Source organism: Pedobacter sp. KLB.chiD (genome assembly GCF_047040275.1).
Classification (GTDB): domain Bacteria; phylum Bacteroidota; class Bacteroidia; order Sphingobacteriales; family Sphingobacteriaceae; genus Pedobacter.
Genome location: NZ_CP178207.1, coordinates 3,431,398 through 3,446,027 on the forward strand (window position 1 = coordinate 3,431,398; position 14,630 = coordinate 3,446,027).

At 38.6% G+C, this 14,630-nt stretch carries 16 protein-coding genes; 7 read left to right on the forward strand and 9 right to left on the reverse strand.

What is annotated here, in order from left to right; all coding sequences use genetic code 11:
• Window positions 1-70 precede the first annotated feature (70 nt).
• The 4 genes from leuB to ACK1I8_RS14045 all read left to right on the forward strand — a co-directional run bounded on the left by leuB (window position 71) and on the right by ACK1I8_RS14045 (window position 4,452).
• Window positions 71-1,162, forward strand: a complete 1,092-nt coding sequence (leuB, locus tag ACK1I8_RS14030; RefSeq protein ID WP_412465991.1) for a 3-isopropylmalate dehydrogenase — start codon at window positions 71-73, stop codon at window positions 1,160-1,162.
• 10 nt (window positions 1,163-1,172) lie between these two features.
• Window positions 1,173-2,333 (forward strand): 2-isopropylmalate synthase, encoded by a 1,161-nt coding sequence (locus tag ACK1I8_RS14035; protein ID WP_412465992.1) that lies wholly within the window; start codon window positions 1,173-1,175, stop codon window positions 2,331-2,333.
• Between the two features lie 359 nt (window positions 2,334-2,692).
• Window positions 2,693-3,943 (forward strand): threonine ammonia-lyase IlvA, encoded by a 1,251-nt coding sequence (gene ilvA, locus ACK1I8_RS14040; protein WP_412465993.1) that lies wholly within the window; start codon window positions 2,693-2,695, stop codon window positions 3,941-3,943.
• A 158-nt stretch (window positions 3,944-4,101) separates the two neighbouring features.
• A complete protein-coding gene (locus ACK1I8_RS14045) occupies window positions 4,102-4,452 on the forward strand; it encodes a cupin domain-containing protein (RefSeq protein WP_412465994.1) in 351 nt (116 codons plus the stop codon).
• A 151-nt stretch (window positions 4,453-4,603) separates the two neighbouring features.
• On the opposite strand, the gene ACK1I8_RS14050 is transcribed toward ACK1I8_RS14045, so the two are convergent.
• Window positions 4,604-5,164, reverse strand: coding sequence for a DUF4230 domain-containing protein (locus tag ACK1I8_RS14050; RefSeq protein WP_412465995.1), 561 nt, complete (start codon window positions 5,162-5,164; stop codon window positions 4,604-4,606).
• A gap of 135 nt (window positions 5,165-5,299) precedes the next feature.
• Here ACK1I8_RS14050 and ACK1I8_RS14055 point away from each other — a divergent pair, with 135 nt between their 5' ends.
• The gene (locus tag ACK1I8_RS14055) at window positions 5,300-5,713 is read left to right on the forward strand and encodes a hypothetical protein (protein WP_412465996.1); all 414 of its coding nucleotides are present in this window, start codon (window positions 5,300-5,302) and stop codon (window positions 5,711-5,713) included.
• 67 nt (window positions 5,714-5,780) lie between these two features.
• Here ACK1I8_RS14055 and ACK1I8_RS14060 read toward each other — a convergent pair whose 3' ends face one another.
• Both ACK1I8_RS14060 and ACK1I8_RS14065 read right to left on the reverse strand, forming a co-directional pair.
• A complete protein-coding gene (locus ACK1I8_RS14060) occupies window positions 5,781-6,989 on the reverse strand; it encodes an ATP-binding protein (RefSeq protein WP_412465997.1) in 1,209 nt (402 codons plus the stop codon).
• Window positions 6,990-7,082: 93 nt separating this feature from the next.
• Window positions 7,083-8,075 (reverse strand): ABC transporter ATP-binding protein, encoded by a 993-nt coding sequence (locus ACK1I8_RS14065; protein WP_412465998.1) that lies wholly within the window; start codon window positions 8,073-8,075, stop codon window positions 7,083-7,085.
• A gap of 144 nt (window positions 8,076-8,219) precedes the next feature.
• Between ACK1I8_RS14065 and ACK1I8_RS14070 the strand changes: the two genes are divergently transcribed.
• Window positions 8,220-8,498 (forward strand): DUF6364 family protein, encoded by a 279-nt coding sequence (locus tag ACK1I8_RS14070; RefSeq protein WP_412465999.1) that lies wholly within the window; start codon window positions 8,220-8,222, stop codon window positions 8,496-8,498.
• 20 nt (window positions 8,499-8,518) lie between these two features.
• Window positions 8,519-8,779, forward strand: a complete 261-nt coding sequence (locus tag ACK1I8_RS14075) for a hypothetical protein (protein ID WP_412466000.1) — start codon at window positions 8,519-8,521, stop codon at window positions 8,777-8,779.
• Between the two features lie 114 nt (window positions 8,780-8,893).
• Here the strand turns inward: ACK1I8_RS14075 and ACK1I8_RS14080 are convergent, their stop codons facing one another.
• From ACK1I8_RS14080 to hemE, 6 genes are all read right to left on the reverse strand, one after another.
• Window positions 8,894-9,688: an outer membrane beta-barrel protein gene (locus ACK1I8_RS14080; RefSeq protein WP_412466001.1), complete on the reverse strand. Its 795-nt coding sequence runs from the start codon at window positions 9,686-9,688 to the stop codon at window positions 8,894-8,896.
• A gap of 99 nt (window positions 9,689-9,787) precedes the next feature.
• A complete protein-coding gene (locus ACK1I8_RS14085; protein WP_412466002.1) occupies window positions 9,788-10,540 on the reverse strand; it encodes a hypothetical protein in 753 nt (250 codons plus the stop codon).
• Window positions 10,521-11,090 (reverse strand): RNA polymerase sigma factor, encoded by a 570-nt coding sequence (locus ACK1I8_RS14090; RefSeq protein WP_090984941.1) that lies wholly within the window; start codon window positions 11,088-11,090, stop codon window positions 10,521-10,523. Before ACK1I8_RS14090 ends, ACK1I8_RS14085 begins: the two co-directional genes overlap by 20 nt.
• Window positions 11,091-11,475: 385 nt before the next feature.
• The gene (locus ACK1I8_RS14095; RefSeq protein WP_412466003.1) at window positions 11,476-12,633 is read right to left on the reverse strand and encodes a hypothetical protein; all 1,158 of its coding nucleotides are present in this window, start codon (window positions 12,631-12,633) and stop codon (window positions 11,476-11,478) included.
• A gap of 185 nt (window positions 12,634-12,818) precedes the next feature.
• Window positions 12,819-13,379, reverse strand: coding sequence for a CopD family protein (locus ACK1I8_RS14100; RefSeq protein ID WP_412466004.1), 561 nt, complete (start codon window positions 13,377-13,379; stop codon window positions 12,819-12,821).
• Between the two features lie 136 nt (window positions 13,380-13,515).
• A complete protein-coding gene (hemE, locus tag ACK1I8_RS14105; RefSeq protein WP_412466005.1) occupies window positions 13,516-14,541 on the reverse strand; it encodes a uroporphyrinogen decarboxylase in 1,026 nt (341 codons plus the stop codon).
• Window positions 14,542-14,630: the final 89 nt, after the last annotated feature.

Consider the following 14,630-nt stretch of genomic DNA (forward strand, 5'->3'; position numbering starts at 1 on the left):
AAATTTCTGTGGTTTGCGTGCCTCCGAGGCCACCGATAAGCAAACTGCAAAGGCAAAAGAGAAGTCAACAATGAAGAAGAACATTTTAGTAATACCTGGAGATGGTATCGGCCCCGAGGTCACGACTTGGGGAAAAGCAGCATTAGAAAAAATTGCCGAAATTTTTGGGCATGAATTTAACTTCGAAGAAGCTTTAATGGGCCATGCGGCGATTGAAGTTACCGGCGAACCCCTGCCAGACGAAACTTTGGAAAAAGCAAGACAAAGCGATGCGATCCTTTTTGGCGCAATTGGGCATGCCAAATACGACAACGATCCAAGTTTAAAAGTTAGACCAGAACAAGGATTATTAAAAATCCGTAAAGAACTGGGACTATTTGCCAATCTCCGCCCGATATTACTATTTGATGAACTTCTCCAGGCATCCAGCATTAAACCCGAAATTTTAAGGGGAACCGATATTCTGTTCTTTCGTGAATTAACAGGTGATGTTTACTTTGGGGAGAAAACCCGTTCTGACGACAGAAATACGGCATCCGACTTAATGATTTACCATCGTTATGAGGTTGAGCGTATTGCTCACAAAGCTTATCAGGCTGCACAACAACGTAACAAACGTTTATGTTCGGTAGATAAAGCCAACGTGCTGGAAAGCTCACGCCTATGGCGCGAAACCGTTCAGGAAATTGCCAAACAATACCCTGATGTGGAAACCGAGCACATGTTTATCGATAACGCAGCCATGCAGCTGATCAAAAACCCGAAAAAGTTCGACGTGGTGTTAACCGCCAACTTATTTGGTGATATTTTAACCGATGAGGCATCACAGATTGCCGGTTCGATGGGAATGCTGGCTTCAGCTTCTGTTGGCGAAAGCACTGGTTTCTTTGAGCCGATTCACGGTTCTGCACACGACATTGCCGGCAAAGATTTAGCAAATCCTTTAGCTTCTATCCTATCTGCTGCACTAATGCTGGAAATCGGATTCGGACTAAAAGAAGAAGCCAGATTATTGGTTGATACCATCGACCAGGTATTGAAAGAAGGCTTCAGAACGCACGACATTGCCGACCAAAGCACTAACCGTTTTAAAGTTTTGGGTACCGCCGAAATGGGAAAGTTAGTATTGAAATTCTTATCACAAAAATTAATCAACTCCTAAATCTAAAATTATGATTCACGACCCTAACAAAGTTTATATTTTCGACACCACCTTACGTGATGGTGAGCAGGTTCCAGGCTGCCAGTTGGATACAAACCAAAAAATAGAAATCGCAAAATCACTCGAACTTTTAGGGGTTGATGTGATTGAAGCAGGTTTCCCGGTATCCAGCCCTGGAGATTTTAACAGCGTAATTGAATTGTCGAAAGCAGTAACCAACCCGATTATCTGTGCCTTAACACGTGCCAATAAAAATGATATTGATGTTGCCGCAGATGCCTTACGCTATGCCAAAAGGCCACGTATCCACACGGGCATCGGTTCTTCCGATTTCCACATTAAACATAAATTTAACAGCACCCGCGAAGAAATACTGGAACGTGCAGTGGAAGCCGTAAAGTATGCGAAAAAATATGTAGAGGATGTGGAGTTTTACGCAGAAGATGCCGGCCGTGCCGATATCGAATTTTTGGCTAAAATGGTTGAAGCCGTAATTGCGGCAGGTGCCACCGTGGTAAACATTCCCGACACCAATGGTTATTGCCTGCCAGACCAATATGGTTCGAAAATCCTTTTCTTAAAAGAAAATGTAAAAAACATTGATAATGCCATTATTTCGGTTCACTGCCACAACGATTTAGGACTTGCTACGGCAAATTCTATCGCTGGCTTACAAAACGGTGCCCGCCAGGTAGAATGTACCATTAATGGCATTGGCGAACGTGCAGGCAATACCTCAATGGAAGAGGTGGTGATGATTTTGAAAACGCATAAAGTTTTAGGTTTAAATACCCAGATTGATGCCACGCGTTTCTATGAAATGAGCCACATGGTGAGAAACCAAATGAACATGCCGGTACAACCTAACAAAGCAATTGTTGGTGGAAATGCATTTTCGCACAGTTCAGGTATTCACCAGGATGGTTTCTTGAAAAACCGTGAAAACTATGAGATTATTAAACCGGAAGATGTTGGTTTCCCTGATGCAACCATTGTTTTAACAGCAAGAAGTGGCCGCCATGCCTTGAAACACCATTTAGAACGTTTAGGCCATCAATTGGAAAAAGAACATCTTGATATTGTTTACAAACAGTTTTTGGTTTTAGCGGATAGCAAACAGGGCATTAACGATACTGATTTGAACCAGTTGGTGGCGCTGCATCTGGCCTAGAAGCCGAAAGGTCATAGACTGAAGTTTAAGGCGACAAGCGAACGGCCTAAAGGTTTAGAGTTGGGCTTTAAGCCGTGCGTTTTAGTCTGACACACCGACTCGGCTTCCCTAAACCTGATAGCAGTGGAAATACTTTTTAACTGCCGCCAACTTAAATATGATGTCATGTTGAGGCACGAAGCATCTGTAACCGATGGAAAACAGGTTTTTCGCATCTCAGCAGTACAGCTGTATTAAAAAGATTGAAACGAATAGCAGGGCTGTAATAACCGATGGAATACCAAACCCTGCTTTACAAATAAAACACAAGAAGATATCTGTCTTGATACCAGATACTGGATTCCTAGTTACTATAAAAAATGAATACGACAACACCACATACATTAGATTTTAAATCTGCATCAGAAAGGCTCAAATGCGTGGTAAAACGTACTCCGCTTGAGTTTAATGCCGGACTTTCTTCTCACTACAATGCCAATATTTATTTAAAAAGAGAAGATTTGCAGATTGTACGCTCTTACAAACTGCGTGGTGCTTATAATAAAATCAGTTCGCTCTCCCAAGAATTGTTGGTAAACGGAGTAGTTTGTGCAAGTGCCGGAAACCACGCACAGGGTGTGGCCTACTCTTGTAAAAAACTGGGCATTAAAGGTGTAATATTTATGCCCGAGATTACCCCTAAACAAAAGGTAAAGCAAACCTACATGTTCGGTGGCGAAAATGTGGAAGTGGTTTTGGTTGGCGATACTTTTGACGATTGTTTGAAAGAAGCGCTGGCCTACAGTTCCGACAAATCGGCTACTTTTATTCCGCCTTTCGATGATGAAAAAGTAATTGAAGGACAAGCGACAGTTGGTGTTGAAATTTATGAAGACCTACCAGATTTAGATATGGTAGTGATGCCTGTTGGCGGTGGCGGCCTGGCCTCCGGTGTAAGCGCCTATATGAGAACCATTAAACCTGATGTAAAACTGGTTGGCGTTGAACCGCTAGGAGCACCATCTATGGTTGCCGCGATGGAACATGGCGGCCCCTACACCCTGGCCGAAATAGATCGTTTTGTAGATGGTGCCGCTGTAAAAAGGATCGGCCACATTACTTACGAATATTGTAAGGAACTGCTCGATCAGATGCATTTAATCCCTGAAGGGAAAATATGTACCACTATTCTTAAACTATATAATGAGGATGCCATCGTAGTAGAACCTGCCGGCGCACTGTCTGTGGCCGCATTAGATCAGCTTAAAGACCAGATTGCGGGCAAAACGGTAGTTTGTATTGTTAGTGGGGGAAACAACGATATAGAACGCATGCAGGAGATCAAAGAGAAGTCTTTACTTTTCGAGGGTTTAAAACACTATTTTATTGTTCGTTTCCCACAAAGACCAGGTGCCTTAAAATTATTCGTGAATGAGGTTTTAGGGCCGCAAGATGATATTACCCGTTTTGAGTTTATTAAAAAAACCAATAGGGAAAATGGTCCGGCGCTGGTGGGTATTGAACTTTCGAATAAAAATGATTATGCGAGCTTACTGCAGCGCATGAAAGATTTCAAATTCGAAATCATCGAGCTAAACCAGGATCAGACTTTATTTGAATATCTGGTTTAAAGGGTGTAAGATAACCGCAAAGTGCGCAAAGTTTTGCCAGGAAGCCCGTCATTCCCAGTTCAATCAGATAGCTACCAGGTGGGAATCTTAAAATGCTTGCATTAAGATTCCCACCTTACGGGAATGACGGCAATTCTTTTAATATATACCTATAGAAAATGAACTTCCGGGATTTAAACAATAAAACCTTAATTTCTGACAACGATATCGATTGGGAAGATTTGGGGGCAGGCGTAAAACGCAAAATCATGGCTTACGATGACAACCTGATGTTGGTTAAAGTAGCATTTGAAAAAGATGCCATTGGTACCATTCATAATCATCCCCACTTACAGATGAGTTATGTAGCCAAAGGAAGTTTCCAGGTGAGCATGGGTAATGATAAAAGAATCTTAAATGAAGGAGATGTTTTTTTTGCTCCATCAAACGTTTTTCATGGGGTGGTTTGTTTAGAAAGTGGATTATTGATTGATGTTTTTAACCCGCACCGGGAAGATTTTTTAGACTAAGCTTTGGTGATGTCGTCATGCTGAATTTATTTCAGCATCTATCGTTCAAACCTCCGAAGTTTTACCTTGATGTTATCCTTCCCGGAAAGACCCTGAAATAAATTCGGGGTGACGATCGAACTTAAATCCCATGACCTATACCTCCTAAGCCCTACTCAAAGGTAAACCTCACATTCTTGTAGCCCAACCCCTCAATAATGGGCTTAAGCACGGTGGTAGCATTTGTTTTTGTTTGTGCTAAGATGCTCGATTTTTTAACTTCAGCGGTGATTTGTCTTTCGGCGGCTTTGTATGCTTCATCTACCAGACTGGCCTCGCGGAAAAAAGCCATTTTGGTATCGTAAACACGTGAGTTTTTATGGTCAATTTTAACATAACAGATTTCGGGCTGTGGTAAATTTACTACAGCAGTGTCCGCATCAATACTAATATCTTCTTTGGTAATTTTAGTCAGGTCGATACAGCCCACCGCTTCGGCCTTTATAATTAACAAAACACTGGCTTCAGGTAAAAAATCAGTTTTGTTTTTATGCTCCAAAACGTCGCTGATCTGGTACCTTACCAGCTCCAGTTTACCTATGGCCTCAATTTTCTCCACCAGAAGCTGATGTTTGCTTTCTACAGTGGTATTGATACTGAACTTTTTGGAGATAAAAAAGTAAGCTGCGATCAAAAGGATTAACCAGGGTAAGAGTCGAAAAAAGATCTTCATATGAGGTGAATAAATGAAAATTTATAATTGGTATCTATGGTTCACTGTACAATAATTAATCCATAAATAGGCTGTTGGATTTTTTGGCAGCAGATTTGTAATAGCCATATCACACACAAATAAAAACTAATCAACATGAAAAAACTTACCATCCTAATGCTTTGCATTGCCACACTAGGTCTGGCTTCATGCAAAAAAGAAACTATTTATCAAGAGTTAAGGGCTAAAACGTATAATTTTACCATTAATGCTAACGAATGGCAACGCAATTCCAATGGGAGTTATTCTGTAACTAAATCACTATCTGCCATCGATGGCGTAACGCTAGATGATGAAGGTGTACTTGTCTACTTTGAACATCCTAATGATCCAAATGGTGACATTCAACTACCTTATACATTTAATTACAATGCTTTTAGCTACAAAGTCTATAACGGAGGTTTAAGGTTCGACGTTCAGGATACCAATAATTTAACGGCTACAGTGCCACCCAACTATAATACTTTAGTAAAAGTTGTAATCATTCCTTCTGATTACGCAGGGAATTAAATTTTCAAAGATCTTTAAAACACTTGAAACGACTATTGTTCAATTAAACATAGTCGTTTTTTTTGCTTTAATTTTCCCACATTAAAAAATCACGGATATAAACATGTTGTATTCCTTGATATGTATTCCCATTAAACTGACTATTGGTGATTACATATTTTGGATAATTATCCTCAATCTGAAGCAGGTTTTCAAATTCGCGCTTAATGGTTGCTTCGTCCTCTAATTTTAAAGCTACCTGGACATAAATAAATTCGCCTTTGCGTTCGCCAATAAAATCGATTTCCTTTGTATTCGTTGTACCAACCTTTATTTTGTAGCCCAAATGCAAGAGATGATTACACACTACATTTTCAAGTAATTTACCCAGGTCCTGTGGCCTGTATCCAATAATGGCATTTCTAATGCCTGTATTTTCAAAATAAAATTTACTACCTGTTTCAAAAATCCTTTTCCCAATAATATCATATCGGTCTACCTCATGAATAATATATGCATTTACCAAATACCGGGTATATGTTTGTATTTGATTTGGGGCTATGTTAATTTGTTGAGATTTAAGAAAATCGCTGATTTTTTTTGCAGAAAACAAACTTCCAATATTGTCTGCCAGGAAAAGAACAAGTTTTTCCAGGAAATTACTATTTCTCAGATGATATCTCGAAACAACATCCCTAAACAAAATAGTGGTATAAATACTATTAAGATATTCGAAAGCCTGCTCATTCAGCGTTAAGTTAATCAAATAAGGCAGCCCACCATACTTAAAATAGTGTTCCATACTTTTATCATTGTTCTTCAGTTTATGAAACAATAAAAATTCGGAATACGACAAACTGTAAATGGTAAATTCAACATATCTCCCACTTAAGTATGTGGCTAATTCTCCTGAAAGCATTTTAGCATTGCTACCTGTAATGTAGATATCGTTATTTTGGTCGAGTAAAAGTGATCTTAATGCCTTTTCAAAATCAATTATATCCTGTATTTCGTCTATAAAAATATAATTATGCACATCAGGTTTTACTCTTGATAAGATATAATCATTCAGATCAGTTGCATTGTGCATAAAATCGAACTGTAAATCTTCTTTATTAATATAAATAATATTTGCATCCTGATCCTGTTCAATAATAGTGTTTATAATCTGAAAAACCAGATAACTCTTTCCAACCCTACGTTGCCCGGTTAATACCTTAATCAGATTTTTACGGATAAATGGCTGTATTCGGGATATGTATTTATCGCGGTTTAAAACGTCAACTGGTATATTCATATTATAACTATGATTATAATTACAACAAATATACTATAAAGTTTTAATTATACTTATAACTTTTTCCTATTTAAACATAAATTATAACTAAAATTAAAACTCCAAAAAATGATTAATGTTCACCTGAACGTGGTCGTTTTTCTGATGCACTCCCCTGTTTAGCTGTAAGGCGCGTATATTAACACCATTTCTTTCCAACAACAGCTCCTCATAAAAACCTTTATAGTACACATCTTTTACCTCGAAACGCCTGCTGCTCCAATTACTAGTGATTTCTGCCCATTCGGGATAAAATACTACATGATCTTTTTGTGTTTTCAAACCTATTTTTTCCGCATCAGCTTTTGGTAAAACCACTGCATTACCTAAAATCTGTGCGGTATAAGTGTGGCTCGGATGCTGGTAAATTTCAGCTGGTTTTCCCGTTTGCAAAAGTTCGCCATTCCGCAGAATCAACAACTGATCAGCTAAAAACAAACCATCGGCAGGGTCGTGCGATACCAATATCACCGTCACCCCTGTTTCGGCTGCTATACGTTTGATATCGGCACGCAACTGGTTTTTTAATAAGGCATCTACCTGGCTGAACGGCTCGTCTAAAAGTAAAACCTGTGTGTCGGCAACCATGGCTTTAGCAATCGCTACACGCTGCTGCTCGCCCCCGCTCAGCTCAATGATTTTCTTATGCTGCAGCGGTGAAATCCGTAAATGTTCCATCATGGCCAAAGTTTTTTCGGCTTTGGTTTTCAGGTCGGTATTGGATAATTGAGAGGCAATATTATCGTACACTTTCGCATAGATATTCAGCGAAAAATCCTGAGTAACCATTTTCATCTGCTTATGGCCGGGAATCAACTGCTCATCTGGTCCTTTAACGCGTTTATCTTCGAAATAGATTTCGCCTTCATCGGTTTTTAACAAACCATAAATAGATTTTAATAAGGTAGACTTTCCACTTCCGCTTTCGCCGATAATGGCAACCACATCACCCCGGTTGATGTCGAAACTTATATTTTTAATGCCACCGGCCTGTTCTGCCTGATATTGCTTGGTTAAATTTTTAACGCTGATTAGGGTATTGCTCACCGGGTAAAGATAAGAAAAAGGTGGAGGGTTTTAAGGCTGAAGGTTAAAGCAGAAAGACTAAAGCCAAAAGCAAAACACACGTGTGTTCTTTAGATATTTTGCACGTATAACATTATTACTTAACTTTAATTCGATAAATATAAGATGGTGAATGCTAAGCTAACGTTAACAGTAGATGAAGCTGTTATAAAACGGGCAAAGACATATGCCCAAAATCAAGGTAGGAGCTTATCAGCGGTAATAGAAAATTTGTTAGGATCTGTAGCTCCAGAAGAAGAAGTGTTAAGTAAGGATATCGAACTTTCTCCAGTAATAAAATCCTTAATGCTACGCCAGAAAGTAGACTTGCCCGATGATTATGATTATAAAAAAGAATTAGAGAAAATCAGGGATGAGAAGTTAATGGTTTCGTTACAGGCTTGATCATAGCAAATACCTACTATTTGCTGAAAAAACATTTTCAACAAGAGGATATTTTGGCCGACTTCAAGATTTTATTTACTTTTTTGGATATTTTAATTATTGACAAGAAGGTTATTATGGCCTGCATCGATTCAGAATTTTCTGATTTTGAAGATGGGCTGCAAAACTTTGCTGCCGAAAGGGATGGCTTAATCAGTACCATAATTATCAGAAATATTAAAGATTATAAAAAGAGTAAATTAAGTGTTCTCACTCCTGAAATGTTTCTAAAAATTTTATAACAAAAAATCCTGTCTCGCCTAACCGAAACAGGATCTGTTATATTTGTGTATTACTGCTCTGTCCTTCGGACATCTCTCCTAAACGCTAGAATGAATACGTTTATATAATATGCCTTAGTTTAACCCAAAAGTAACCCCGAAGCTCATATTCTTTAAGCCGGCTTGTTGAGGCGTGGTAAACATGTCGTTGAAATAGTATTTGGTAAACAAACCTAAACCGCCGTAACCAAACCTGATGGTACCCCCGTAACGAACCGATTGAAAGTGGTAGTTATCATATTGTTTTTCTTTACCGCGTTCTTCGCTAATCTGTTTAATTTTTCCGTTTAATAAAAAGCTAACCTCCGGACCTAATACCAGGTAGAACCTTTTGCCGTTTTTGTTTTCTGCTGTTCGGAATTCAAAGTTCAATGGAATGTGGACATAGCTGCTTGAGAAACGGTTTTTAGAGAAATGTACCTGCGATTCCGTATAAACAAAGTCATTTGAGTTTTTAGCAATGGTAATGTCTTTCCTCAAACGGATCAAAGTCCAGTCGAAACCTCCCGCTACATATACCTTAAAGTTTGAATTAAAACGGTATCCGAACTGTAACACATCAAAAGAGAACGTACTGGTTTTGCCACCTTTATAATCTAAAAAATCGTTATTTGGAGATAAATTGAAACTGCCGTTATCAATTAACCTGGAGAAACCCAAATCTACCCGGGTAAAGGTAATACCACCTACAAAACGGCCGTTTTTGGGTTGTTTATTTACGCTGTCTTTGCCGTCCCTTGTTATCTTTACAATTCCATAATCCAAATCTTTTCTATTCCTTTTGATAGAATCTTGTTGTGCAAAAGCACCAGAAGCCATAACACCGGCAAGTCCGCTTACCAAAAGTGTTGTACAAATTAGACGTTTCATATCTGTGTGTGTTATATTGTTAAATGTTGTAAGGTTTTAATGTTTAAACGTTTGATATCATTAACTGAAAACTGCTAACGGTTGGTTAACTGAAAACTATTATTTTTTCCGTTTACCAAATTTAAAAGGCCCGATATTGATTGATGACAGGGAAGAATCGTCATCATCCGTACGGAACTGGATCAGTTTATCTTTTCTTTTATCCATTTTGTTAACAATGAGGTTTACCACATCGCCCACATTACGGATGCCTTTATTACTTTGTTCATTATCGTTAACTGGCTCGTCTGTTTTAACCGGAGTTGCAACAGACGCGGTTACTGTCTCCTCTTTCGGCTGTAGAATCGCCTCTTCGATTTTCGTTTTGATATCTTTTTTAGGCTCCTCAACTTTAGCTATAATGGTTTCCTGTTTCAACATTTCAGGTGCAGTAACAATGCTTTTCTCTTCCTTTGATACCGTAGGTTTTATTTTCTTTTTAACATCTGTTTTGGCAACAGCATTAACGGCTTTAGGTTTAACTGGTAAAACTGGCTCAACATGACCAACGATGGTACCTGCTGTATCTTTAGCAATTGATTCCTTTACCTCTGGTTTAGTGTTTTCAATGGTATTACTTGCTAATTTTTTACCCTCACCTGTTGTATTTTGTTGTTGATAAAGCAAAATCCCAATTGTAGCGATCAATAAAACTGCCGCTGCCGATAACCAATATATGGGCATGACTCTTTTTTTCTTCGGTGCGATTTCGCTTTCTATATTACTCCACAAATCTCTCGAAGGTGTCACTTCTGCATCAGCAAAAGTATCTTTAAATAACTGATCAAAATCCTTATCCCGTATAGGTTGCATAACCAAATCCCTCCATTTTTATAATTTCTTCTTTTAATATTGCTCTTGCTCTCGATAGTTGCGATTTGCTCGCCCCTTCCGAGATGCCTAATGTCTCGCCAATTTCTTTATGTGAGTAACCTTCAATTACATACATGTTAAAAACCATCCGGTAACCATCAGCCAGTTTTTGTATCACTTTCATCAGGTCTTGCATACCTAAACGGCTAAAATCAAACCCGGTTGATGGTTGCTCATAAGCTTCATCTATTTCCACAACATTTAAGCTGCGTAAATTTTTTCGGTAACTCTCGATAGCCGTGTTCACCATTACGCGCCTAATCCAGCCTTCAAAAGAACCCTCTCCCCTATATTCCTTAATTTTCTGAAAAACTTTAATGTAGCCCATCTGCAGTACATCTTCAGCTTCCATCCTATCTTTGGCGTAGCGCATACAAACGGCCAACATCTTCGATGCTGTTTGCTTATAAAGCAACTCCTGCATCTTCCGGTCGCCAGCTTTGCAGCCTTCCATCAAATCGTTTATTGTATAGCTTCGCGTCAATTTCATTGTGTGTTTGTATATAGAAGATGGCAGATCACAAACAATGGTTGCATGGAGAGAGAAAAAAAGTTAAATAATGTTAAAAAATTAATTATAAATTTGATTATCAGACAGATAAATAAATAAAGCTTTCAGGAAAGATATAGCTTTCTGATTTGGAAAGCAAAGACAGAAGCAATTTTGAAGTGTTAGTCCCGCTATTTGCTTCAAAACCCCGGCTCGTTCCTCACCTTCGTGTTTTCCGCTGCTATCGGGTTTATAAACCAAAGGTAATGCTTAAAATAACCAACCCAAACCCGGGGATTCGAAACGGATGAATTCCCACCTTAAACGTTAAACCCTAAACCTCACACCTCTTACCTCCTACCTTACACCTTCTACCTTACACCCGCTACCTTCCACCCTTTTTCGCCGTAAACAATTTAAAATCCTGTTTATAGGTTATGAAAAATGAATGGTTAAACTGAAGTTGCTTATCGGTATGATCTAAATCGATATGTGGTTCGAAACGCACATCCAAGTATAAATGCGGAATCAATTCTTTTTGGTAGGCATAACGCAACGATACAATGTTTCTGGAACTTTGCTTTAAGCCTGGACTATATAAATTATCTGAAACAGACTCGTATAATGGCATCCCTTTAATTGAAATAAAGTTATTGCCTTTCCAGTAAGAGGCTACCAAACTTCCCCATTTACTTTCTACACCTGCGTTTAACCATAAACCAAAGCCACCTTGATAAGCCCTTCTTTTATCAGGAGAGAAATCTTTGTAAACAGCAATGTAGTTATCTGTATATACCTGTTTAATATTGGTATTAATATCTTTATGCAATTTTATACCGGTTGCACCATTAAACATAGTGGTAATCGGGATTTCTTTCAGCACATCAATCTGACCACCTTGATGGAAGGCCAAAAATTGTGCGGGAATGCTCAATTTCCAGTCGTCATTTCTGATCAAAAAACTTTCAGTAGATAATCCACCTATAATTTCTTCTTTAGCAGGATCAGCTTTATAGATCATTTTCTGCCAGGCAATCCAGGCATCTAAAGTAAATTTCTTACGCTCAACCAATAACTGTGTTCCATATTCGATCGGTGTAGTTAAAATCCGCTCAAAATCGTATAAGGGCTCGATGTATTTGTGTTGAATATTCCCTTCTAAACTACCAAAAATTAACGTGAGGTTACGTTTATGGTATTTTACACTGAATAATGGTTTGGCATCAGAAATTCCGTTCCGCCCAAAATCTTTCCTGATAAAGGCACCTGCTGTAATAGCCAGATTTGGATGTGCGTAATATACCAGTTGAGGCTGTAACTGTGTACCGTACAACGTATAACCATCATGAAAATCGTTGGTGTACTCGTAATTACGAACGTAATTTAAATTATAGAAGTTAAAGTGAACCTCATTGGTTAAGCTACTGTCGGGGCGGATCCTGTTTTCAAAGGCCGATTGATTAAACTGAGCCGAAGCAAAATAAGAACTGAGCAGAAAAGTTATTAAGACTAAGGCCTTCTTCAGACCTGTTTTTGTAAACATGAGCTTGGGTTTTATCGCTCAAATTTAGAATAGTTTTTGGTTTATTTAACCGCAAGGTACGCTAAGTTTACGCAAAGGAAACAAAGTTAATATGGGTTGACTACCACGGCACCTGAACACTTAGTTTTTTACCACTGATTATAAACAGTATTCTTTACGTCTTTAGTAGCTTTGTGGTTGAAACACTATTCGCCGCGCTTTTTGCGATAGTTCTTGTACAGCTTAACGGCAATCATAATTGCCATTGCAACGCCCATAATACCAATTAAACCATAAATCCAGTTAATGGCACTTTTAAGGATCACCACAAATACAATGGCAATCATAAAAATGGTGGCCAGTTCGCGCCACAACCTTAATTGAAAACTGGTGAGCTTGTATTGATTATTTTTAAGCTGTTTAACGATATTCTGGCAGATAAAATGATAAATGAGCAAGCCAATTACAAAGCCGAGCTTCACCCACATCCAATCGGCCTGAAGTAAGCCTGAATTTAAAGTCAGCATGGATACACCTGCCAACACGGAAATAATCATGGCTGGGGTGGCAATGATTTTCCATAAAGTAGCTTCCATCTTAACAAATTGCTTTTGGAGGATACTTTTTTCCGGTTCAGGTTTATCGTTTGCTTCTGTATGATAGATAAAAAGACTTAAAATATAAAACAGACCAGCCATCCAGCTGATCACAAATACAATATGAACAGCAAGGAAGTAATGGTAATATGGCAGTAGGGTTTCTATCATTTAGCTTTTCTGAATTACGTCATGCTGAACTTCCGCCCGGCCAGTCGGACGGGTGTTTCAGCATCTTCTTTTTCGAAAGACCCTGAAATAAATCCGATAGCTATCGGATCAGGGTGACGTATCGATAAATATTATGTTAGTACCTAAACTCCTTTACTACCTCAATAGCATACTTTACATGATCGAAAGGAATATCAGGCATAATACCATGTCCTAAATTGAAGATAAAACCTTCGGTACCGCGCATACGCTCAAATAGTTTATGGATCTGTGCTTTAATTACTGCTTTATCTGCATATAAAATATGTGGATCCAAATTTCCCTGTACCGCAATACCAGCTGGCAAAGCATTTTTAATATTCAATAAATCAGCATTCCAGTCAACCGAAATTACATCAGGTTTAGCTTCGGCCATAATTGGAGCAAAAACGGAGCTTCCTTTACAGAAAGAAATTACCGGAATATCTTTTCTATTTAAATTGGCAATAATTTCCTGGATATAACGGTGTGAAAACTCCTGGTAATCGTTCCACGATAAGGCAAGCGCCCAGCTATCGAAAATCTGAACCGCGTTAACACCAGCAGCAATCTGTAGGTTCAGATAATCGGCGGTTACTTTCGCAATTTTAGCCAGAAGTTTATGTGCCAATGCTGGTTGGTTATGGATAAAGAGTTTGGTTAATTTAAAATCTTTAGAAGAACCTCCCTCAATTAAATAACTCATTACGGTAAATGGTGCGCCGGCAAAGCCAATTAAAGGAATACTTCCAGCTAAACGCTGCTGAATCACTTTAATCGCATCGGCTACATATTGTAGTTTGTCTAAACAATCAACATTCAGGTTTTCAATATCCTGAGCTGTACGCACAGGATTTGCGAATTTAGGACCAATACCTTGAGTAAAACTTAAATCGCCACCCATTGCCTCTCCGGTTACCAAAATATCAGAGAACAAAATTGCAGCATCAATATCCAATAAATCAACAGGCAACATCGTTACATCTGCTGCAATTTCGGGGGTTTTACACATCTCTAAAAAAGAGTATTTGTTTTTAATTTCCCAATATTGTGGCATAAAACGACCTGCCTGACGCATCATCCATACTGGCGGGCGTTCGGTTTGTTTTGAAAATGCTGCGTCTAAAAATAAATTATTCTTCATGATTTGTATTTGGTGTCGTACTTATCGTCATGTTGATCCGATAGCTACCGGATCAGCATGACGATTTGCTAAGGGACGAAAAATCTAAA